This is a genomic window from Vibrio navarrensis, from assembly GCF_000764325.1.
Taxonomy (GTDB): domain Bacteria; phylum Pseudomonadota; class Gammaproteobacteria; order Enterobacterales; family Vibrionaceae; genus Vibrio; species Vibrio navarrensis.
Window position 1 is genome coordinate 104303 of record NZ_JMCG01000001.1, and the last position, 22849, is coordinate 127151.

Below are 22849 nucleotides of genomic sequence, written 5' to 3' on the forward strand. Positions count from 1 at the left end.
TAAACCAAGCCGACCTGTAAAAAATTTGTTGGAAAATTAGATTTGAACATCACTGCTTTAAGAGCTGAAATCCAAGCCATGCAGCGCCAATACTTAGCGTCACATTGAGCAGAATATTCAGCCCCATCTTAAGAAAAGCACCTTGCTGCATCAGTAGCACGTTGTCCATGGAGAAGGTTGAAAAGGTCGTCAGGGCACCAAGAAAGCCTAAACCAATAACTTGCCGCCAAGGTTCAGTAGCGAGTAGTTCACTTTCGAATGCCGCGATCAAAAGCCCCATGACAAATGACCCGACAACGTTTACGCTCAAGGTTCCATAAGGAAAACCGCGCCCAAGTAATAAAACACAGAGCTCAGACACCAGATAACGAGAGCAGGCACCAAAAGCCCCTCCTAAAGCGATAAACCCCAATATAGCCAACTGTCCCATAACGACCTCACAATCTTAAAACGACGATATTGTAACCACCACAGTCAAAATAGCGAGTTTAAAACTTCCGTTTCCAGCGATATCTTGTTTGATGCGATGTAAAAAGAAAAGGTTACAGGAGTCACTTTTCGCTATCTAATACCAATCTGGAAAATTAACTGGTCAGGTCAATCCACTCTCTTATGCACATTTTGCTAACCCTATCTGTACTGTCCAAGAATCGATTCCAAGCCTTGCACACTTTCTCCACGATATCCTCATAATCGGTAAAACTCTGATTGGCAAGATAGTGTTGTCTGAGCCAGCTCCACACTTGTTCTATCGGGTTGAGCTCTGGTGAATAGGGCGGGAGCTTGATGATACTGACATTGCTAAACGGTTCTGCAATGTCATTGGTATGCCAACTCGCCCCATCCATAATGATGACGGCATGACGCCCTTTTTCAGTGATTGCCGATATTTGCTTTAAATGCTCGATCATGATCTCTTTATTCACCCAAGGAACGACCATCGCTTCGCCAATCCCTCTCGCGGGACAGACAGAGCCAAACAGATACGCATATTCAAATTGTTGTTGCTTCACGGCTCTGGGGCGTGTTCCTTTCTCTGCCCATAACCGTGTTGTCGTGTTTTGTTGCCCAAATCTGGCTTCATCTTGAAACCAGACATCCACATGCTCTAGAGCGATATGTCCTGGGATCTTCAGGATCGTTTCAATTTTGAATTTTTTTAAAATCGTCTTGGACTTCTTGAGATTGCTTGGGGTGTTTTGAGCGGGAAGTTATCCATGAAAAGCCCATGTGGTCGAGCAGGTAATAGATAGAATCAGGGTGGTAGTGCTGGCCAAATTCTTTCACGATATAAGCGTGGATGTCGGCCCCAGTCAGTCGTCCGCCTTGTGTATCATTGGCTTTATCTTTTATGTATTGGCTCAATTGCTCTCTTTGCTCAGAAGTTAAGAAGGGTGGTCGTCCCGTTCTTGGCTTTTCCTTCAGCCCTTCTAATCCTTCTTCAAGAAAAGTGTGAACCCACTTATTAACACTGGTTCGGCTCACCATAAGAAACTTGGCGATTTGGGTGCGAGAGTGTCCATCTTTGAAATGAGCGAGGGCCAGCAGTCTCATTTTCATCTGAATAGATTTCTGCTGGCTTGCGAGCTTTTTAAAGTCGATATTATTGAGACTGTCCATAGCGAATAAGTTTTATCGTTGAATGACATCAATTAGATCATATTTTTACTTAGATTGGTATAAATCAACCTTGCTTCTCGGCATGAGTCTTGAGGCCATTGATGTCTGGCTTCAAGACAAAACGATATTCACTCAGCAGAATCAACGACTCGTCTACAGGCTGAACAGGGCACAAGGCCGAGAGCCGTAAATCAGCAGCAATTCGAGTACACCTATTATTTGATTCTGTCTGCCCAGCGAGAGGCACTGGAAGGTGATAGTCGTTCCTTGGGTTAATAAAGACATCATGATCGAGCATTTGGTCACAGAGAAAGGACGTCATGCCGTCATCATTATGGATGGGACGAGTTGGCATACCAATGACATTGCAGAACAGTTTAGCAATGTCAGTATCATCAAGCTCCCGCCCTATTCACCAGAGCTAAACCCGTTAGAACAAGTGTGGAGCTGGCTCAGACAACACTATCTTGCCAATAAGAGTTTTACCGATTATGAGGATATCGTGGAGAAAGTGTGCAAGGCTTGGAATCGATTCTTGGACAGTGCAGATAGGGTTAGCAAAATGTGCACAAGAGACTGGATTAATCTGACCAGTTAATTATCCAGATTAACATGAAAAAAGCCTGCAAATTTCTTTGCAGGCTTTTCGAATGGTGGCGGAGAGATAGGGATTTGAACCCTAGGTACGCTATTAACGTACGCCGGTTTTCAAGACCGGTGCTTTCAACCACTCAGCCATCTCTCCACAAATTGTCACTAAAAATCGAGTCTTATACTTACGATGCTGGATGTTTAGCTTTGTATTCAGACTATTCACTTTAAATGGATATCTGAAAACGATATTAAAGCCTGGCGATGTTCTACTCTCACATGGGGAAACCCCACACTACCATCGACGCTGTTTCGTTTCACTTCTGAGTTCGGGATGGAGTCAGGTGGGTCCAAAACGCTATGGTCGCCAAGCAAATTCTGTTTGAAAGACAGTTCTTAGAACCTAGGGCCTTATCTTTCAATAATCTGGAAAGCTGTTTACGTTCTTCTTAACACAATCAAGTTTTTGTTCTTGTTTTGAGTCCATCAAAACCCTTTGGGTGTTGTATGGTTAAGCCTCACGGGCAATTAGTACAGGTTAGCTCAACGCCTCACAGCGCTTACACACCCTGCCTATCAACGTTCTAGTCTCGAACAACCCTTTAGGACAGTTAAACTGTCAGGGAAGACTCATCTCAGGGCTCGCTTCCCGCTTAGATGCTTTCAGCGGTTATCGATTCCGAACTTAGCTACCGGGCAATGCGTCTGGCGACACAACCCGAACACCAGAGGTTCGTCCACTCCGGTCCTCTCGTACTAGGAGCAGCCCCCTTCAATCTTCCAACGCCCACGGCAGATAGGGACCGAACTGTCTCACGACGTTCTAAACCCAGCTCGCGTACCACTTTAAATGGCGAACAGCCATACCCTTGGGACCGACTTCAGCCCCAGGATGTGATGAGCCGACATCGAGGTGCCAAACACCGCCGTCGATATGAACTCTTGGGCGGTATCAGCCTGTTATCCCCGGAGTACCTTTTATCCGTTGAGCGATGGCCCTTCCATTCAGAACCACCGGATCACTATGACCTGCTTTCGCACCTGCTCGAACCGTCATTCTCGCAGTTAAGCGGGCTTATGCCATTGCACTAACCTCACGATGTCCAACCGTGATTAGCCCACCTTCGTGCTCCTCCGTTACTCTTTGGGAGGAGACCGCCCCAGTCAAACTACCCACCAGGCACTGTCCGCGACCCCGATGAGGGGCCAACGTTAGAACATCAAACATACAAGGGTGGTATTTCAAGGACGGCTCCAACGCAACTGGCGTCACGTCTTCAAAGCCTCCCACCTATCCTACACATGTAGGTTCAATGTTCAGTGCCAAGCTGTAGTAAAGGTTCACGGGGTCTTTCCGTCTAGCCGCGGGTACACTGCATCTTCACAGCGATTTCAATTTCACTGAGTCTCGGGTGGAGACAGCGTGGCCATCATTACGCCATTCGTGCAGGTCGGAACTTACCCGACAAGGAATTTCGCTACCTTAGGACCGTTATAGTTACGGCCGCCGTTTACCGGGGCTTCGATCAAGAGCTTCGCTTACGCTAACCCCATCAATTAACCTTCCGGCACCGGGCAGGCGTCACACCGTATACGTCATCTTGCGATTTTGCACAGTGCTGTGTTTTTAATAAACAGTTGCAGCCACCTGGTATCTGCGACTCTCGTCAGCTCCATCCGCGAGGGACTTCACCATCAAGAGCGTACCTTCTCCCGAAGTTACGGTACCATTTTGCCTAGTTCCTTCACCCGAGTTCTCTCAAGCGCCTTGGTATTCTCTACCCGACCACCTGTGTCGGTTTGGGGTACGATTCCATCAAATCTGAAGCTTAGAGGCTTTTCCTGGAAGCATGGCATCAATGACTTCACTACCGTAGTAGCTCGACGTCGTGTCTCAGCCTATCGAGTGTCCGGATTTACCTAAACACTCAGCCTACGCACTTGAACCTGGACAACCGTCGCCAGGCCCACCTAGCCTTCTCCGTCCCCCCATCGCAATTTGATCGAGTACGGGAATATTAACCCGTTTCCCATCGACTACGCCTTTCGGCCTCGCCTTAGGGGTCGACTCACCCTGCCCCGATTAACGTTGGACAGGAACCCTTGGTCTTCCGGCGGGGAGGTTTTTCACCCCCCTTGTCGTTACTCATGTCAGCATTCGCACTTCTGATACCTCCAGCATGCTTTACAACACACCTTCAACGGCTTACAGAACGCTCCCCTACCCAATGTTCCAAGAACATTGCCGCAGCTTCGGTTTACAACTTAGCCCCGTTACATCTTCCGCGCAGGCCGACTCGACTAGTGAGCTATTACGCTTTCTTTAAATGATGGCTGCTTCTAAGCCAACATCCTAGCTGTCTAAGCCTTCCCACATCGTTTCCCACTTAGCTGTAATTTGGGACCTTAGCTGGCGGTCTGGGTTGTTTCCCTCTCCACGACGGACGTTAGCACCCGCCGTGTGTCTCCCGGATAGTACTTACTGGTATTCGGAGTTTGCAAAGGGTTGGTAAGTCGGGATGACCCCCTAGCCTTAACAGTGCTCTACCCCCAGTAGTATTCGTCCGAGGCGCTACCTAAATAGCTTTCGGGGAGAACCAGCTATCTCCGAGTTTGATTGGCCTTTCACCCCTAGCCACAAGTCATCCGCTAATTTTTCAACATTAGTCGGTTCGGTCCTCCAGTTGATGTTACTCAACCTTCAACCTGCCCATGGCTAGATCACTCGGTTTCGGGTCTAATGCTAGCAACTATACGCCCAGTTAAGACTCGGTTTCCCTACGGCTCCCCTATGCGGTTAACCTTGCTACTAACATTAAGTCGCTGACCCATTATACAAAAGGTACGCAGTCACAGGACAAAGCCTGCTCCTACTGCTTGTACGTACACGGTTTCAGGTTCTATTTCACTCCCCTCACAGGGGTTCTTTTCGCCTTTCCCTCACGGTACTGGTTCACTATCGGTCAGTCAGGAGTATTTAGCCTTGGAGGATGGTCCCCCCATATTCAGACAGGATAACACGTGTCCCGCCCTACTCGATTTCACTGAACATGCGCCTATGACTACGGGACTATCACCCGGTATCGTTGGCCTTTCCAGACCATTCGTCTAACGCATATAAAGCTTAAGGGCTAATCCAATTTCGCTCGCCGCTACTTTCGGAATCTCGGTTGATTTCTTTTCCTCGGGGTACTTAGATGTTTCAGTTCTCCCGGTTCGCTTCGCTGCACTATGTATTCATGCAGCGATACTTACTTATGTAAGTGGGTTTCCCCATTCGGAAATCGGTGACTCAAGTGGCTCTTACTGCCTCATCACCGCTTATCGCAAGTTAGTACGTCCTTCATCGCCTCTGACTGCCAAGGCATCCACCGTGTACGCTTAGTCACTTAACCATACAACCCCAAAGGGTCTTCTGTTTAAACAACCAAAGTTCGCTATCTCATTATTTGAATGAGCGAGATAGCATTGATTTGCCGGACTCAATTTTGAATTGTCACTATAAGTGACATTCCCAAGAACACTTGAATGTGTTTTGTTGGTGTTTGTCTTAAAGACAAACATTGAGAACTTTACAAGTAATCTATCCATAAAGATAAATTACTTTGTCAGCTTTCCAAATTGTTAAAGAGCAAGATTTAACTTTCTATTGAAAGAAAGAAACCATGTTTAAAAGCACTCATTGAATGCGCTTAAAGATGGTGGAGCTAAGCAGGATCGAACTGCTGACCTCCTGCGTGCAAGGCAGGCGCTCTCCCAGCTGAGCTATAGCCCCATCAATAGTGGTGGGTCTGAGTGGACTCGAACCACCGACCTTACGCTTATCAGGCGTACGCTCTAACCACCTGAGCTACAGACCCACTAAATGCTCTAATCTAAACCGTATCAATCTGTGTGAACACTCATCGCAATAATCATCGTATAAGGAGGTGATCCAGCGCCAGGTTCCCCTAGCGCTACCTTGTTACGACTTCACCCCAGTCATGAACCACACCGTGGTGATCGTCCTCCCCTAATCTCGAAAGAAAAGGGGTTAAACTAACCACTTCTGGTGCAGCCCACTCCCATGGTGTGACGGGCGGTGTGTACAAGGCCCGGGAACGTATTCACCGTGGCATTCTGATCCACGATTACTAGCGATTCCGACTTCATGGAGTCGAGTTGCAGACTCCAATCCGGACTACGACGCACTTTTTGGGATTCGCTCACTTTCGCAAGTTGGCCGCCCTCTGTATGCGCCATTGTAGCACGTGTGTAGCCCTACTCGTAAGGGCCATGATGACTTGACGTCGTCCCCACCTTCCTCCGGTTTATCACCGGCAGTCTCCCTGGAGTTCCCACCATTACGTGCTGGCAAACAAGGATAAGGGTTGCGCTCGTTGCGGGACTTAACCCAACATTTCACAACACGAGCTGACGACAGCCATGCAGCACCTGTCTCAGAGCTCCCGAAGGCACTCCAGCGTCTCCGCTAGATTCTCTGGATGTCAAGAGTAGGTAAGGTTCTTCGCGTTGCATCGAATTAAACCACATGCTCCACCGCTTGTGCGGGCCCCCGTCAATTCATTTGAGTTTTAATCTTGCGACCGTACTCCCCAGGCGGTCTACTTAACGCGTTAGCTCCGAAAGCCACGGCTCAAGGCCACAACCTCCAAGTAGACATCGTTTACGGCGTGGACTACCAGGGTATCTAATCCTGTTTGCTCCCCACGCTTTCGCATCTGAGTGTCAGTATCTGTCCAGGGGGCCGCCTTCGCCACCGGTATTCCTTCAGATCTCTACGCATTTCACCGCTACACCTGAAATTCTACCCCCCTCTACAGTACTCTAGTTTGCCAGTTTCAAATGCAATTCCCAGGTTGAGCCCGGGGCTTTCACATCTGACTTAACAAACCACCTGCATGCGCTTTACGCCCAGTAATTCCGATTAACGCTCGCACCCTCCGTATTACCGCGGCTGCTGGCACGGAGTTAGCCGGTGCTTCTTCTGTTGCTAACGTCAAATGATGCTGCTATTCACAACACCACCTTCCTCACAACTGAAAGTGCTTTACAACCCGAAGGCCTTCTTCACACACGCGGCATGGCTGCATCAGGCTTGCGCCCATTGTGCAATATTCCCCACTGCTGCCTCCCGTAGGAGTCTGGACCGTGTCTCAGTTCCAGTGTGGCTGATCATCCTCTCAGACCAGCTAGGGATCGTCGCCTTGGTGAGCCCTTACCTCACCAACTAGCTAATCCCACCTGGGCATATCCTGACGCGAGAGGCCCGAAGGTCCCCCTCTTTGGCCCGTAGGCATCATGCGGTATTAGCCATCGTTTCCAATGGTTATCCCCCACATCAGGGCAATTTCCCAGGCATTACTCACCCGTCCGCCGCTCGCCACCCGAGAAACAAGTTTCTCTGTGCTGCCGCTCGACTTGCATGTGTTAGGCCTGCCGCCAGCGTTCAATCTGAGCCATGATCAAACTCTTCAATTAAAAGTTTTTTGAAGCTTGCGCTTCGGCTCAATGAATACTGAATAAATTGACTGTGCCGAATCTTGCGATTCGTTTTGGTCACTCAGTTCATTGATAAATCTTTTGCGATTATCATCAACGAGTGCCCACACAGATTGATAGGTTTATATTGTTAAAGAGCTCTCTTCCTACTTCAGTGACTGAGTCACCGTGGAAGAGGCGGCCATTTTAGCGAGTTAAGTTTCTGTGTCAACCACTTTTTTTCAAAACTTTTTTCAGGTGAACCACCTGGCTAAAACGCCTTGCTGATTTGTCTTGGTTCCTTATGGAGCCTTGCCGTGTCAGCGAGGTGGCATTATAGAGATTGCGATCACATTGGCAAGCCATTTTTGCACTTTATTTTGCTTTTTTTGCCATTCGAGCAAAATAACAACAAAAAGCCTTAAAAATGCACTTTATTTCTACAACTGAGCAAACTTCTCAGCAAAAGCTGCCACTTTTTGCCAATTGGTGTACTCAACTTCTTTGCTGGTGTCGGTTTCTCCTCCGGTTAACGTCATAATGAGTTTAATCATGTTGCGGTCAAACCAGTTGTAACGAGGATAGTAAAGCGCCCCAGCAAAAACACCAATTAACGTCGGCTCCCATGCTGACTTGCTGAGAAAGGTTTTGATGTACACACTCCCTTCTGGCGTGTCTTTCCCTTGCTCTTCTTTTCTCGCCGTTAAGTTGACGCAGAAGAAAGCGCCTTTGCACTGCTGTAGTGATTCAATATGGCGTTCAATGAACTGATAGAGCTTCTTATTCAGATGGCCATAGCGAATCGACGCACCGATCAGCACTTTGTCATACTCTGCAAAACGTATTTCATCCGCGTCATGTAAATTGACCACGTCGCACTGATAACCTTGCAACTGTTTATCTAGATAAAGAAGGATTTTTTTAGTTTGCCCTTCACGGGAAGAGTAAAGAAATAGCGCTTTTTTCATCATTTCCCCTAACTACGCCAAAAAGTCGGTGTTAACAGTATTAGTAACGTGAAGATTTCTAATCGGCCAAACAGCATCGACACCACCAATACCCACTTGGCTCTATCATTGACATCAGCAAAGTGCACTGAGACTTCCCCAAGCCCCGGGCCGAGGTTGTTGAGCGTAGCGGCTACCGCGGAAAATGCACTGAGTTCGTCCATCCCCGTGGCGATGAGCGCCAGCATACAAACGACAAAGACCAGTGCATAGGCGGAGAAAAATCCCCACACCGCGTCAACCACACGTTGTGGTAGCGCATTACCACCCACTTTGATGGTGTACACCGCACGTGGGTGAACGAGACGCTTCAACTCACGCGCACCTTGTAGGGTCAACAGCAAGATGCGGATCACTTTCATTCCGCCGCCAGTTGAACCCGCACAGCCACCAATAAAAGAAGAGAACAGTAATAGGACAGGCAGAAACAGCGGCCATTCAGAAAATCCGGTGGTAGTAAATCCTGCCGTGGTGGATATCGAGACGGTCTGAAACAGCGCTTGGTCAAACGCATCATAAAATGAACGGTAAGAGTGGTGGCTAAGCAGCAATAAAAAGCACACCACAAACAGCAGCACCTGAATAAAGATGAAGGCGCGGAACTCAGGATCTTTCCAGTAGTATCTCGGATGTACCCCGCCTGAGGCGAATGCCGCAAAGTGCAGGGAGAAGTTGCAAGCCGAGATCAGCAGAAAAACCACGGTAATCAGGTTTATCGCATAACTGTCAAAATATCCCATGCTCGCGTCATGGGTTGAGAATCCACCGATAGCGATAGTTGAAAAACTATGGCAGATCGCATCAAACACCGTCATGCCCGCCAACCAAAAGGCGCCAGCGCATGCAATGGTCAGGCTAAGGTAGATATACCATAGCGCTTTGGCTGTTTCGGCAATACGGGGGGTTATTTTGCTGTCTTTTACCGGACCGGGAATTTCTGCCCGATAAAGCTGCATACCGCCGATGCCGAGTACAGGAAGAATAGCAACCGCTAATACGATGATCCCCATACCACCAAACCACTGTAGAAACTGCCGATAGAACAAGATCGCTTTGGGTAATTCATCAAGCCCGACAATCACCGTTGCTCCAGTGGTCGTCAACGCAGAAAAGGATTCAAAAAATGCATCGGTCACTGACACGTTTGGGTTGTCAGCAATCAAAAACGGCAATGAGCCGGCGCTACCCAAAACCGTCCAGAAGAGGACCACAATAAGGAAGCCGTCTCGCGCTTTGAGCTCATGTTTATGCTTGCGGTTGGGAAACCAGCACAGCGCGCCGCAAAATAGCAGCACAAAGAACGTCGTGACAAAAGGGACACCTGCACCATCTCGATACAGCAACGCGACCAGCGCTGGCGCTAACATGGTGACACTAAACAGGGCGAGCAGCAGCCCGACGATACGGATAATGGAACGAAATTGCATGGACGATTGAACTTTAAAGTCGACGACTTCCTGATTGTTATGTTTACTTCCCGTTTAACGGCGTGACCACGGCTCTCGCGCCGCTTTTATTAATGACCATTTGAGTAAAGTCACGCACGTGTCTCACTTCAAGCTCAACGACAAGCACGACCTGTTCGCTGTACTGCGCTTGCACTTCCACTGCCGCAAACTGCTGCAGGAGAGATTGTGCGATTGGCATGAAGGCGTAGTCTAACTCTAGTCTGAGTTTTGTGGTTATTTTTTTCTCAATAGTTTGAAGCTGCTTGAGTGCTTGTTGCACGCCGCCTCCATACGCTTTGACTAACCCTCCGGTTCCAAGACGAATCCCGCCATAGTAGCGTGTCACCACAGCGCAGATCTCCCCCACGCCAGAGCCTGATAGCTGAGCCAATATCGGTTTCCCTGCCGTTCCCGAAGGCTCACCATCATCACTAAATCCCCACAACATCGAGTCTTCCGCTCGACCTGCGGCAAACGCCCAGCAATTGTGACGCGCATCGGCATGCTGCTGTTTGATCTGCTCGATAAACGCCTTGGCCGCTTCAACATTTGGCGCATGCGTCAAATAGGTAATAAAGAGGCTCTTTTTGATTTCTTCTTCAAAACGCACTGGTGCAGCAGGGATCAAATAAGGTTGCTCGTTCATGGTCGTCAATACTGGGGATAAAGGGGCCGAGTGTAGCATGTACGCATTTTGCTCGCCGCATAAGATCTGCTCCACCGCACAATGTTAAACACTTGTTTAAAAAATGTATTGAAATTAGCCAATCTGCGATCCAAACTAGTTTCACTGGTCTAACCAGAATAACTATAGCAATGCTTTCCACTATGCCCAGAGGCCGAGAGTTGACGTTGTGCTCAGCGCCTTCCCTCTGGCAATACAGACAATCCAAGATTGTATGTCATGGAGATAGACAATGATTTACCAAGCCGAAACCCTACAGGTAAAGGAATTACACGACGGTATTGCCGAGCTGACTTTCTGCTCGCCAAATTCCGTTAACAAGCTCGACCTCGCCACGCTCGAATCCCTTGATAAAGCGCTGGATGCACTCAGCACCCATGCTGGTCTAAAAGGCCTCATGCTCACCTCTAATAAAGAGGCATTTATCGTCGGTGCTGACATTACCGAATTTTTAGGCCTGTTTGCCAAACCAGAAGAAGAGTTGGATCAGTGGCTGAAATTTGCCAACAGCATCTTTAATAAACTTGAAGATTTGCCTGTACCGACCATTTCCGTTCTCACTGGCCACACGCTTGGCGGCGGTTGCGAGTGTGTACTTGCCACGGACCTACGCATTGGTGACGCTACCACCAGCATCGGTTTGCCTGAAACCAAACTCGGCATCATGCCCGGCTTTGGTGGCTGTGTACGTCTGCCTCGCGTGATCGGCGCCGACAGCGCAATGGAAATCATCACACAAGGCAAAGCGTGCCGTGCTGAAGAAGCACTGAAGATTGGCCTGCTTGATGCGGTGGTGGATAGCGCATCGCTGCGTGAATCTGCGCTCCACACTCTGACGCAAGCAATCAACGAACAGCTGGATTGGAAAACTCGCCGCACGCAGAAAACCTCGCCACTAACACTGAGTAAGCTAGAAGCGATGATGAGCTTCACTATGGCGAAAGGTTTGGTTGCTCAAGTTGCAGGGCCTCATTACCCAGCGCCAATGACCGCGGTACAAACTATCGAGCAAGGCGCTCGCTTCGCCCGCGACCAAGCACTGGATGTTGAACGCCAACACTTCATCAAATTGGCAAAATCGGAAGAAGCCAAAGCGCTAGTCGGCTTATTCCTTAGCGATCAATACATCAAGGGCATCGTGAAAAAAGCCGCCAAATCGGCCAGCAAAGAGACTGGCCGTGCTGCGGTACTCGGCGCAGGTATCATGGGTGGCGGTATCGCCTATCAATCCGCGCTCAAGGGCGTGCCTGTATTAATGAAGGACATCGCTCAAGGTTCGCTAGACCTCGGCATGACTGAAGCTTCCAAACTGCTCAACAAACAACTTGAGCGTGGCAAGATCGACGGTTTCAAAATGGCCGGCATCTTGGCATCGATTACCCCTAGCCTGCATTATGCGGGTATCGAGAATGCCGATGTGATCGTCGAAGCCGTGGTGGAAAACCCGAAAGTCAAAGCGGCGGTATTAAGCGAAGTGGAACAGCAGGTCAGTGCCGAGACGGTGATCACCTCAAACACTTCGACCATTCCAATTAATCTGCTGGCCAAATCGCTCAAGCGCCCAGAAAACTTCTGTGGTATGCACTTCTTTAACCCAGTGCACCGCATGCCGTTGGTGGAAATTATCCGTGGTGAGCACACTTCCGACGAAACCATCAACCGCGTAGTCGCTTACGCAGCGAAGATGGGCAAGTCGCCGATCGTCGTCAACGACTGTCCTGGATTCTTTGTTAACCGCGTACTGTTCCCTTACTTTGGCGGTTTCAGCATGCTGCTGCGCGATGGGGCTGATTTCACCCAAGTGGACAAGGTGATGGAGCGTAAATTTGGCTGGCCAATGGGCCCGGCTTACTTACTAGACGTGGTCGGTATCGATACCGCGCATCACGCTCAAGCTGTGATGGCACAAGGTTTCCCTGAGCGTATGGGTAAAGAAGACCGTGACGCGATTGATGCGCTGTTTGAAGCCAATAAATACGGCCAAAAGAATGGCAGCGGTTTCTACAGCTACAGCATCGACAAAAAAGGCAAGCCAAAGAAAGCCTTCAGCGACGCTATCTTACCTGTGCTGGCTGAGGTATGTGCAGAGCCACAAGCCTTTGACGAGCAAGCCATTATTCAACGTATGATGATTCCGATGATCAACGAAGTGGTGCTGTGTCTGCAAGAAGGCATCATCGCGACACCACAAGAAGCGGACATGGCGCTGGTGTATGGCCTCGGTTTCCCTCCATTCCGCGGCGGCGTTTTCCGTTACTTAGATAGCGTGGGTATTGCCAACTTTGTCGACATGGCAAAACAGTACTCAGATCTGGGCGCAATGTACCACGTGCCTCAACTGCTAATCGATATGGCGAGCAAAGGTGACACTTTCTACGGCTCGCAACAGCAAGGTTCTATCTAAGGAGTGACCCCCCATGAAAAACGTCGTAATTGTTGATTGTCTTCGTACCCCAATGGGTCGCTCGAAAGGTGGTGCTTTTCGTCATACGCGCGCAGAAGATCTCTCTGCCCATCTGATGAAAGGCATCCTAGCGCGCAACCCACAAGTTGACCCGAAAGAGATTGAAGATATTTACTGGGGCTGTGTGCAACAAACCCTAGAACAAGGTTTTAACGTCGCACGTAACGCCGCGCTATTGGCAGGTTTGCCGATTGAAATTGGCGCTGTCACGGTGAACCGCTTGTGTGGCTCTTCGATGCAAGCGCTGCACGATGGTGCGCGTGCCATCATGACGGGAGATGCCGAGATCTGCCTGATTGGCGGTGTTGAACATATGGGCCATGTGCCCATGACGCACGGTGTCGACTTCCACCCAAGCATGTCGAAAAACGTCGCTAAGGCTGCTGGCATGATGGGGTTAACCGCTGAAATGCTGGGCAAGCTGCATGGCATTAGCCGCGAGCAGCAAGACGAGTTTGCCGCGCGCTCTCACGCCCGAGCCCACGCCGCAACGTTAGAAGGTCGTTTTAAAAACGAAATTCTGCCAACCGAAGGTCACGCGGCGGACGGCACGCTGTTCACTTTGGATTATGACGAAGTGATTCGTCCAGAAACCACCGTCGAGGGGCTATCACAACTTCGTCCGGTGTTTGATCCTGCCAACGGCACTGTCACTGCGGGAACCTCTTCCGCGCTCTCTGATGGCGCTTCAGCGATGCTGATCATGAGCGAAGAGAAAGCCAACCAGCTTGGCCTCAAGATCCGTGCGCGCATCAAAGGCATGGCGATTGCGGGTTGCGATCCATCCATCATGGGTTATGGCCCAGTACCAGCGACCCAGAAAGCGCTTAAACGAGCTGGCTTGTCGATTGAAGATATTGATGTGATTGAGCTCAACGAAGCGTTCGCTGCTCAATCACTGCCTTGCGCCAAAGATCTCGGTCTGCTTGACGTGATGGATGAAAAAGTCAACCTCAACGGCGGTGCGATTGCACTTGGTCACCCTCTGGGTTGTTCTGGCGCGCGTATCTCGACCACGCTGATTAACCTGATGGAAGACAAAGGGGCGAAATATGGTTTAGCGACCATGTGTATCGGCCTTGGCCAAGGGATTGCGACTGTCTTTGAACGTCCGTAATCTCGTCCATTGGTAAAACAAAGAGCGGCTTCGGCCGCTCTTAATCTATGCGCCAAACGCATTGTTATAATGCTAAAGTTTCATTTTAGTCATAGCCCAGTTCATTCTACACTTTACCTCGTTTTCAATTGCTGCAATGGGTGGAGAAACCTATGTTTAACGCTTTAGTCCTCAATCAAGAAGAGCAACGCACGCTGGCCACGATTGAACAAATCGATGAGTCGCAACTGCCATCAGGTGACGTACTGATTGCGGTGGATTACTCTTCACTCAACTACAAAGACGGCCTAGCCATCACCGGCAAAGGCAAAATTATCCGCAATTTTCCGATGGTGCCGGGGATCGATCTGGCGGGCACTGTCATCGAATCACAAAATGAGCGTTACCAAGCGGGTGATAAAGTTGTCCTAACGGGTTGGGGCGTGGGTGAAAACCATTGGGGTGGCATGGCGCAACGCGCTCGTCTGCAAGCCGATTGGCTGGTGCCTTTGCCACAAGGCCTCGACAGCAAAAAAGCGATGATGATTGGCACTGCTGGGTTAACAGCGATGCTGTGTGTGCAGGCCCTGCTCGACGGTGGCGTCAAGCCTGACGCTGGCGAAGTGCTGGTTACCGGTGCCAGCGGTGGTGTCGGCTCGGTGGCCGTCACCCTGCTGACTCAACTCGGCTACCAAGTGGCCGCGGTCACTGGTCGCGTTGAGCAAAACGGCCCACTGCTGGAAAAACTTGGCGCAAGCCGCATTATCGACCGAGCTGAATTTGAACAACCAGCCCGCCCACTGGAAAAGCAAGTCTGGGCAGGTGCGATTGACACCGTCGGCAGCAAAGTGCTGGCGAAAGTGTTGGCACAAATGGATTACAACGGCGTGGTAGCCGCGTGTGGTCTGGCTGGCGGTTTTGATCTGCCCACCACAGTGATGCCATTTATCCTACGTAATGTGCGTCTGCAAGGCGTTGACTCAGTGATGTGCCCAACCGACAAACGCATCGCGGCATGGGAAAAACTGGTGGCGTTGCTGCCAGAGAGTTACTTTGAACAAGCCTGTACCGAAGTTGAGCTCGCTCAAGCCCCTAGCTACGCTGAAGCGATCACCAATGGCCAAATCACGGGCCGCGTGGTGATCAAACTGTAACTCCACCTTCAGTCAGCCGAGAGCCAGCCAGTCTGGCTCTTTTTTGTCAGTCTAACCCCATATCTTCAATGCGCTTGGCTATCAAACGGCCACACTCCTCTTTCACGATCGAGCGTAGCCACTCCTGCGCCGGAGAGTGTTCGCAGCGCGCATGCCAGATCATCGAATAATCGAACGGCGTAAACTGAAACGGCAGTGGCTTGACCACTAAGTCGTAGCGCTCTGCAACCAGATACGCGAGATCGGCCGGTACCGTAATCACAATGGGTAACGTGTCGACGATCGCCAAAGCGGCCTCGAGATGATAAGCGCGCAGCACCATTTTACGCGGCGGCTGAGCTTCGAGTGCTTGTTCAATCAAGGCCTTAACACCGTCACTAATGGCAATCATGGCGTGAGGATAATAGAGATAATCCGCCAGACTCATCTCCTCATTAGCAAGTGGGTGTTGCTTGGAGAGCAAACAGAGCACGCCAACTCGGCCCAATACGTCACTGCGCAGCGGCTCAACCGGCCCCGTCGGGCGACAAATCGCCAAATCAGCCCCTTCATAAATCAACTGCTCGGCCAATCTTTCGTGCTGCAAAGGCAGAAAGTTAAACGATACATTCGGCGCCTCTTGATAAATACGCGGCAAGGCAAACGGCAAAATGGTCTGCATCGCATAATCTGTGGTGGCAATGGTAAACGTTTGGGTACAAAAATGGGGATCAAACTCAGACGGAGAGAGCAACTGACGTAGTGATTCCAATGGCTCACCGAGAGCGCGGTCAATTTCGAGCGCTTTCTGCGTTGGGATCAAATGCTGACCTTGACGGGTAAAAAGCGGATCATCCAGTAGCTCGCGCAGCCGACCGAGCACTCTGCTCATCGCCGACTGGCTGAGGTTAAGACGCAAAGCGGCTTTGCTTACGCTGCTCTCTTCGATCAGTACGCGTAAGGCCACCAGCAAGTTTAAATCTCGGCGATAGATCTCTTCCAGTTCCACAATTAACCATGCTCATTGAAGGGATTAGCCTGTGATTGTACCTTTCAGGCAAAAAAAATCCCGCCTTTCAGCGGGGAAGCCCAAGAAAAATGGGGATAGTGTCGGAATGAAGTGTCGTTAAATAGGTGAGCGTCGCTTTGCAAACAAAAGCGCTAATTCTTCTGTTCTTCAGAGGCACCTGACCATAGGTGCATCTCAAGCCAAATCCCGATGATGGTCACGCTCATGCCCACTACAGGCATCAATGAGGTCTCAGCTGGTGTTCTAAACACGAGAGCACAAAACGAGATAAAACACATAACCGAGTAAATAGTTAGTCTATCTAATGCTGTTAACATCGTGTTACTCCAGTTGTTACCAAATTGTTAATCCAAATTAATGCAAAACGATCCATTTGCCAAGTAATTATTGAATATTTTTTCTACGAACGTAGAATTCGTGCGGAATTTTGGAGAACCACACTATGAGCTTTAATCCTGAACTGGCGACGAAAACCTTGGAAGCTGAAGGGCTGCGCTGTCCAGAACCAGTAATGATGGTCAGGAAGACAATTCGTACCATGCAAGATGGTGAGGTGTTATTGGTGAAAGCCGATGACCCGTCGACCACACGAGATATCCCGAGCTTTTGCCGTTTTATGGATCACCAACTGCTTGCCGCGCAAACCGACCAACTGCCTTATCAGTATTTGATCAAAAAAGGGCTGGATTAACCCAGCCCCTCGCCACACAAACAAGTTAGCTTATTGCGTCTCGTCATCGCGCTCTGACAGCGCCATGGCGCACAGTGCACTGAAGAATTCAAACAGAGTCCGCAACTCTCGGTTATGGCATTGGTCCGGTTTGATCCCTAATTGAAACTTTACGCTGCGCGTTTGCTCACACTCGAGATCCACCCGCACCAAACGACCATCATTGAGGTACGGCTGCACCAAATGTTGCGGCAGCCAGCCAAAGCCGACACCATCGAGAATGCTATTTAATGCGGTACTTGGATGCGTCACCGTCAGACGTAAGTACGAACCACGCCAACCACTATCCACATCTTGATTGCCCGAATCACGGATCACCACATGACGAAATGCTTTGAGCTCCGCTTGAGTGATGGATGTGCGCTGTGCGAGATCAAAATCACGGGCACACACGCACAGCATCGGCACTTCAAACAGCGGCTCTAACTTCAGCTCTTTCGGCAGTGCGCTGGCAATCGCCAGTGAAACGCTCCCCTCACCAAGCAATTGTGAGGCACCAGACAAGGCGGTTTCATACACCCGCAGGGAGACGTGCGGATAAATTAAGTGGAAACGGTCGATCACTTCCAAGACAAAACGCGCAGGCAAGAGCACGTCGACCGCGATACTGATCTCTTGGGACAACTCACCTTCAAACTTCATCGCCGATTTTTCGATTTGCAGTGCGCTGTGATGCAACTCTTGCACTTTGGGCAGCAACTGTTTGCCAAGTTCCGTCAGCACCGATTGGCGTCCTTCGATGACAAACAGCTCTTGCCCCAGCATGGCAGACATCTTGTTAATGCTATGAGAAATGGCCGATTGGCTTTTGTGCAACTGTTCGGCGGCTTTCACTGTACTGCCATGTTCCGCCACCGCAATAAAGGTGCGCCACATTTCCAGAGAGATCCTTGCTGACACTCCCGTCTCCTTTTTCATGCCTAATTCTGGTGGTGTGCTCTGTTGAGCTCACCACCACGCACATTCGCCACCATCGGGCTACGAATGGAAAAAGAGTATACATAACGAAGAGTTACAAGAAAGCCATGATGTTAATGCGTTGTAAAAAATGCGGCGCATCCGCACCGCTTGGAAGTGTTATTGCGCCAGTTTGGCCGCTATCGAGGCCACATGTCGTCCTTGGTAGATTGCACAGGCTCGCTCAATCGCCGAAGGTATGCGGCTACCATCAGGCCCGGCAATACAAGCCGCGCCCAGTGGCGAGCCCCCTTTCACTTCGCTCACGTCCATGGTTTCTGGGATACCGTAAGGCAAACCGACCACCACCATGCCGTGATGAAACAAGGTGGTATGGAACGACTGGATCGTGGTTTCGTTGCCACCGCCCGTTCCGGTTGAGGTAAACACGCTTGCGACTTTGCCAATCAGCTTGCCCGTTGCCCACAATCCACCGGTTTGATCGAGGAAGTTACGCATCTGCGCCGCCATGTTGCCAAAGCGGGTTGGGGTGCCGAAAATAATCGCATCGTACTCGGCCAGTTCCTCGACTTTAGCCAGTGGGGCAACTTGATCCAACTTTATGCCGGCTTTACTGGCAATCTCGGCGGGCACAAGTTCAGGCACACGGCGAATGTCGACTGTCACGCCTTCCACGCTGCGGGCTCCTTCCGCGATGTAGTCCGTCATGGTTTCGATGTGGCCATAGCTCGAATAATATAGAACCAATACTTTCGTCATGTTCATCTCCTTAAATAGATGCTCGATTAGTTGAGAAAAAGTTGTGCTGACTCGTCATGGGTCAGCGCTTTGGAAATCACCTGTTCACCATCAATGACAATGGTTGGAATAGAGCGAATGCGATATTGACGTGCCAGCGCTAAATCTTGCTCTACCGCTTCACGGGTTTCTGCGGCATGAAACTGCAAGCGGAACTGAGCCTCGTCCAAGCCAATATTGACCGCCGCGGTGACGAGGGTTTCTAGCTCGCCAATATTGTCGTTGACCAGCAGATGTAAGCGCTGGATCTCATCAAAAAAGTCCCAATGGGCCTCGTTACCAGCCAAGCGCTCTGCCGCTTTCGCGCCAAGGGCCGCAAGATAACCGCTTGGGTAGTTGAATGGTTGCGCTCGCATCCCTTCAATATTGAACAGCGTCTTGTCATCGGCCGCCTGCTGGCAAGCCACCCAATGGTTGAGAATCTCGCTTTTGGCCTGTGCGAGTGAACCAAAGCGTTCAATCATCTCTTCATCACTGCGCTGCAAGACAAAACAGCGCTGCACAACCTCAATCTGTCGCTCTTTCGCCAACTGGCGCAAGCGTGGGCTGAGCACATAACACCAGCCACAAACCGCATCATGAAAGAACTCAATTTGGCGAATAGTTTGTTTGTTCATGGTCATTTCCTCTGTCGAATGTGACTTCATCCTAGAGTGATTTGGCCAGCGCGACGAATGAACAAAGTCACTAATACCTACCTATTTTTTGCCAAGATAACCACGCCTTAACGCCCTATGATGGCTGCATCACCAACGACTTATAAAACAACAAGGAGAGAGTGTGATGGAGATAACCACCATGAAAGCGATCCGTATTCATCAATACGGTGGCCAGCAAACTCTGCGTAAAGAGCAGGTTGCTATCCCACAAATCAGTGAAGACGACGTACTGATCGCCGTGAAATACAGCGGCATCAATCCGGTGGACTGGAAAGTACGTGAGGGCTGGTTAGCCAGTGAAAACCTGCACCAATTGCCGCTGATCTTGGGTTGGGATCTGGCCGGCGTGGTAGAGCAAGTGGGCGAAAACGTCACTCAGTTTCAAGCCGGCGATGAGGTGTACGCATTTAGCGACCTGACCAAAGATGGCGCTTACGCACAATACATCAGCGTCAACGCCGCTTTGGTGGCCAAAAAACCGCGCAGCTTAAGCTTTGCCCAAGCCGCAGCGGTGCCCTTGACCGCCTTAACCGCTTGGCAAGCAATGCATCAGCTTGCCAAGATAGAAACGGGACAATCGGTGCTGATCCACGGCGCTAGTGGTGGCGTGGGCAGTTTTGCCGTACAATTCGCTATGCACTTAGGTGCAATGGTAACGGCGGTGGCTTCCACTGGCAATCACTCTTACTTGCAATCTCTCGGTGTTGAGCATGTGGCAGACTACCGCCAGCCAAACTACTTGCAGGCGCTCGGTCAGTTTGACTATGTGTTTGATGTGGTCGACAACGACACGCAAGGTATCTACGACACGGTAAAACCTTGTGGCAAATACATCTCTACTCTGAAAACTCATCAAATCCCCGCCCGCTACACCTTTGCTCATGAGCGGGTATTGGTGATGCCAAGTGGTGAGCAGTTGTCACACATCGGCGCTTTGATCGATCAAGGGGCGATTCAACTGCCCAGTATTCAACAATTGCCGCTCGACGCGGTAGCACAAGCACATGCCTTATCGGAAACCGAGCATGTTCAAGGAAAAATCGTCCTGCAGATCTAGTTTTGCAGACATCGCCATCAAGGCGCATCTGCGCCTTGATGAAATGAAGGAGTCATCATGAAATATTTAATAATGCTGATCATGTGCGGCATTTTGTGGGGTTCGCAGTACGAGTTTAATCGCTTGGCACTAGAATCGATGCCAGCGATCTGGATTGCCGCGCTGCGTTCCAGTTTTGGTGCGCTGATCTTAATCGCCGCATGCTACTGGTTGAAATTGAAACGCACCTCTGGCCACTGGCCGATGCTGTTTGTTATCGCCACACTGGAGGCGACCCTGCCATTTCTTTTGGTGGCATGGGGACAGCAGTCCACCCCCTCCAGCCATGCGGCAGTGATCACCGGTATGAACCCGCTGCTGACCATTTTGCTCGCGCCACTGTTTTTACGTCACGCTCGTCTGGAAGCCAAATCGCTGCTGTGTGGCCTATTGGGTTTTGCCAGCTTACTCTATCTCTTCTATCCGCAACTGCACACGCCAGATGGACACAGCTTCTATGGCGCCGTGGCGATTTTTATTGCTGCCCTCAGTTTTGCCTTAAGTTTAATTTTGGTCAAAAAGCTGGATAACTTACACCCAATCGTGGTCGCGCGTGATGTGATCGTGCTCTCTGCGCTGCAACTACTGCCGATTGCACTTTTAAGTAGTGAGCTGACGTTAAGCCACATCAGTATGTCATCGGCACTGTCTAGCCTCTATCTCGGTATTTTTTGCGGTGGCGTGGTCTACATTCTGTTTATGCAGCTCATCATGAGCAAAGGCCCTGCATTTGCTTCACTGAGTAACTATCTGGTACCAACCGTTGGTGTAATACTGGCCGCCATCGCACAAGGTGGGACGATCGATAGCCGCACTTTGCTCAGTTTGGCGGGTATTTTGAGTGCCATTCTGCTGTTCCAATTTTGGCCAAACTCAGCCCCATCACTTCGCAGTCGTCTCGACTCGTAAGTACAATCAAGGCTGCTGCGGCAGCTTTGATTGCGATAACTTATTGCTCATTTTCCAGCGCGCGCACTTGCGCTTGTAACTTATTGAGCTCTTTACGCATGGCACGCATCTCGTCGTGCATCGGGATGATGTGCGCGACGCGAATCCAAGATTCAACGGTCAATCCCGTTAGGATAAAAGTCCCTGCGACAATCGGCAGCCACATCTCAGTCAATGCCATGGCCAACAAACACAGAGCCAAACCAAAGGTGAACAGATAACTCTGACTTTTTGCTGTCATACCCATATAACGTGTCAGCATATTGGTGCCCTCTCGTTTCAGTTCATAGCCTTAAAGTAGCATGCGCTGCATGACACGAATATGGCAGCGGTCACGCTCCTTAACGAATAAACACTCATTTCAGAACGGCCGCTGTTTCTTAGAGATTATCCGAAGTTAGACGCAAGCTTTACCAAAAAGCGGCACCCAGCGCCAAAGCAACAAACAGCAGTGCAGTTACTTTGCGAATTAAGGCAAGGGGCAGTTTGTCTGCCGAGAGCTTACCAATCAGCACCACAGGCACATTCGCCAACAGCATACCGATGGTGGTGCCGAGGATCACCCAAGTGAGCGCATCGGCGTATTGGGCGCCGAGAATCGAGGTGGCGATTTGCGTTTTGTCCCCCACTTCCGCGATAAAAAACGCGATAAAACTGGCCACAAATGGACCACGATTGGAAATCTCTTCATCGTCGTCGAGCTTATCGGGGATCAGTACCCAAGCCGCCATCGCGAGAAAGCTCGCCACCAGCACCCATTTCAACACTTCTGGTGACAGGTAATCGGCCACAACGACACCCAGCCACGCAGCCAAAGCATGGTTAGCAATGGTGGCAAAGAAGATCGCAGCAATGATAGGGATCGGTTTTCGATAGCGGCTGGCTAGCAGCAGGGATAATAACTGGGTTTTATCGCCAATTTCGGCTAAGGCGACGGTAGTAATAGAAATAGCTAAAACGCTCACGACATGCTCAATGGGGCAGGGATTATTATATTAACCATAGACAAATCTCACGCCCCACCCCGGTTCGTGATGATTTGTCTAAGGTCTTGCTAAACTCGAAGGGCTTCGAGTCTCGAACGCCATGGTGATTTGGCACCAATTATGTTGACGAACGAACCGGATGGAAATGGACCTCATCCA

The 22849-nt window shown here is 50.2% G+C and carries 19 protein-coding genes, 3 tRNA genes and 3 rRNA genes; 7 read left to right on the forward strand and 18 right to left on the reverse strand.

Features of this window, described 5'->3' with window-relative positions:
• Positions 1–49: 49 nt before the first annotated feature.
• A complete protein-coding gene (crcB, locus tag EA26_RS00480) occupies positions 50–430 on the reverse strand; it encodes a fluoride efflux transporter CrcB (protein ID WP_039422262.1) in 381 nt (126 codons plus the stop codon).
• A 154-nt stretch (positions 431–584) separates the two neighbouring features.
• Positions 585–1620 (reverse strand): IS630 family transposase gene (locus EA26_RS22115; RefSeq protein WP_404976201.1). Its coding sequence is split into 2 segments (ribosomal slippage): positions 585–1155 and positions 1154–1620, totalling 1038 coding nucleotides; the frame shifts between segments, so codons are not numbered across the junction.
• A gap of 253 nt (positions 1621–1873) precedes the next feature.
• Between EA26_RS22115 and EA26_RS00500 the strand changes: the two genes are divergently transcribed.
• Positions 1874–2218, forward strand: coding sequence for a transposase (locus EA26_RS00500; protein ID WP_152593639.1), 345 nt, complete (start codon positions 1874–1876; stop codon positions 2216–2218).
• A gap of 56 nt (positions 2219–2274) precedes the next feature.
• On the opposite strand, the gene EA26_RS00505 is transcribed toward EA26_RS00500, so the two are convergent.
• From EA26_RS00505 to EA26_RS00545, 9 genes are all read right to left on the reverse strand, one after another.
• Positions 2275–2365: transfer RNA gene (locus EA26_RS00505), tRNA-Ser, on the reverse strand.
• A 102-nt stretch (positions 2366–2467) separates the two neighbouring features.
• Positions 2468–2583: ribosomal RNA gene (gene rrf, locus EA26_RS00510) — 5S ribosomal RNA — on the reverse strand.
• 135 nt (positions 2584–2718) lie between these two features.
• Positions 2719–5606: ribosomal RNA gene (locus tag EA26_RS00515) — 23S ribosomal RNA — on the reverse strand.
• Between the two features lie 304 nt (positions 5607–5910).
• A tRNA-Ala gene (locus EA26_RS00520) sits at positions 5911–5986 on the reverse strand.
• Positions 5987–5994: 8 nt separating this feature from the next.
• Positions 5995–6071 (reverse strand) — tRNA-Ile (locus EA26_RS00525).
• Positions 6072–6133: 62 nt separating this feature from the next.
• Positions 6134–7692 (reverse strand): 16S ribosomal RNA (locus EA26_RS00530).
• Together the 16S, 23S and 5S rRNA genes with 3 tRNA genes alongside form the textbook arrangement of a ribosomal RNA operon.
• Before the next feature lie 440 nt (positions 7693–8132).
• Positions 8133–8660, reverse strand: coding sequence for a menaquinone-dependent protoporphyrinogen IX dehydrogenase (gene hemG, locus EA26_RS00535; protein WP_039422272.1), 528 nt, complete (start codon positions 8658–8660; stop codon positions 8133–8135).
• Between the two features lie 8 nt (positions 8661–8668).
• Positions 8669–10126, reverse strand: a complete 1458-nt coding sequence (locus EA26_RS00540; protein ID WP_039422275.1) for a TrkH family potassium uptake protein — start codon at positions 10124–10126, stop codon at positions 8669–8671.
• Positions 10127–10169: 43 nt separating this feature from the next.
• A complete protein-coding gene (locus EA26_RS00545; RefSeq protein WP_039422277.1) occupies positions 10170–10793 on the reverse strand; it encodes a YigZ family protein in 624 nt (207 codons plus the stop codon).
• Between the two features lie 271 nt (positions 10794–11064).
• On the opposite strand from EA26_RS00545, the gene fadB reads away from it, so the two are divergent.
• From fadB to acuI, 3 genes are all read left to right on the forward strand, one after another.
• Positions 11065–13236 carry a fatty acid oxidation complex subunit alpha FadB gene (gene fadB, locus EA26_RS00550; protein ID WP_039422280.1) on the forward strand — a complete coding sequence of 724 codons (2172 nt, stop codon included), beginning with the start codon at positions 11065–11067 and terminating at the stop codon, positions 13234–13236.
• A gap of 13 nt (positions 13237–13249) precedes the next feature.
• Entirely contained in the window at positions 13250–14413 is a 1164-nt protein-coding gene (gene fadA, locus EA26_RS00555) for an acetyl-CoA C-acyltransferase FadA (RefSeq protein WP_039422283.1), read from the forward strand.
• Positions 14414–14565: 152 nt separating this feature from the next.
• Positions 14566–15546 carry an acrylyl-CoA reductase (NADPH) gene (acuI, locus tag EA26_RS00560; RefSeq protein WP_039422286.1) on the forward strand — a complete coding sequence of 327 codons (981 nt, stop codon included), beginning with the start codon at positions 14566–14568 and terminating at the stop codon, positions 15544–15546.
• Positions 15547–15592: 46 nt separating this feature from the next.
• On the opposite strand, the gene EA26_RS00565 is transcribed toward acuI, so the two are convergent.
• Positions 15593–16534 (reverse strand): LysR family transcriptional regulator, encoded by a 942-nt coding sequence (locus tag EA26_RS00565; RefSeq protein WP_039422289.1) that lies wholly within the window; start codon positions 16532–16534, stop codon positions 15593–15595.
• Positions 16535–16686: 152 nt separating this feature from the next.
• On the reverse strand, positions 16687–16872 hold the full coding sequence (locus tag EA26_RS00570; protein ID WP_039422292.1) for a hypothetical protein: 186 nt from the start codon (positions 16870–16872) through the stop codon (positions 16687–16689).
• Between the two features lie 125 nt (positions 16873–16997).
• Between EA26_RS00570 and tusA the strand changes: the two genes are divergently transcribed.
• Positions 16998–17246 (forward strand): sulfurtransferase TusA, encoded by a 249-nt coding sequence (tusA, locus tag EA26_RS00575; RefSeq protein WP_039422296.1) that lies wholly within the window; start codon positions 16998–17000, stop codon positions 17244–17246.
• A 30-nt stretch (positions 17247–17276) separates the two neighbouring features.
• On the opposite strand, the gene EA26_RS00580 is transcribed toward tusA, so the two are convergent.
• From EA26_RS00580 to EA26_RS00590, 3 genes are all read right to left on the reverse strand, one after another.
• On the reverse strand, positions 17277–18185 hold the full coding sequence (locus EA26_RS00580) for a LysR family transcriptional regulator (protein WP_235425313.1): 909 nt from the start codon (positions 18183–18185) through the stop codon (positions 17277–17279).
• Positions 18186–18362: 177 nt separating this feature from the next.
• Complete coding sequence (gene wrbA, locus EA26_RS00585; RefSeq protein ID WP_039422302.1) at positions 18363–18962, reverse strand: NAD(P)H:quinone oxidoreductase; 600 nt, start codon at positions 18960–18962, stop codon at positions 18363–18365.
• A 26-nt stretch (positions 18963–18988) separates the two neighbouring features.
• Complete coding sequence (locus tag EA26_RS00590) at positions 18989–19618, reverse strand: DsbA family oxidoreductase (RefSeq protein WP_039422305.1); 630 nt, start codon at positions 19616–19618, stop codon at positions 18989–18991.
• Between the two features lie 166 nt (positions 19619–19784).
• Between EA26_RS00590 and EA26_RS00595 the strand changes: the two genes are divergently transcribed.
• Positions 19785–20717: an NADP-dependent oxidoreductase gene (locus EA26_RS00595; protein ID WP_052079231.1), complete on the forward strand. Its 933-nt coding sequence runs from the start codon at positions 19785–19787 to the stop codon at positions 20715–20717.
• Positions 20718–20774: 57 nt separating this feature from the next.
• On the forward strand, positions 20775–21665 hold the full coding sequence (locus EA26_RS00600; RefSeq protein WP_039422307.1) for a DMT family transporter: 891 nt from the start codon (positions 20775–20777) through the stop codon (positions 21663–21665).
• 40 nt (positions 21666–21705) lie between these two features.
• Here the strand turns inward: EA26_RS00600 and EA26_RS00605 are convergent, their stop codons facing one another.
• Together EA26_RS00605 and EA26_RS00610 are read right to left on the reverse strand one after the other, a co-directional pair.
• On the reverse strand, positions 21706–21966 hold the full coding sequence (locus EA26_RS00605) for a hypothetical protein (RefSeq protein ID WP_039422308.1): 261 nt from the start codon (positions 21964–21966) through the stop codon (positions 21706–21708).
• Between the two features lie 148 nt (positions 21967–22114).
• On the reverse strand, positions 22115–22669 hold the full coding sequence (locus EA26_RS00610; protein ID WP_039422311.1) for a TMEM165/GDT1 family protein: 555 nt from the start codon (positions 22667–22669) through the stop codon (positions 22115–22117).
• Positions 22670–22849: the final 180 nt, after the last annotated feature.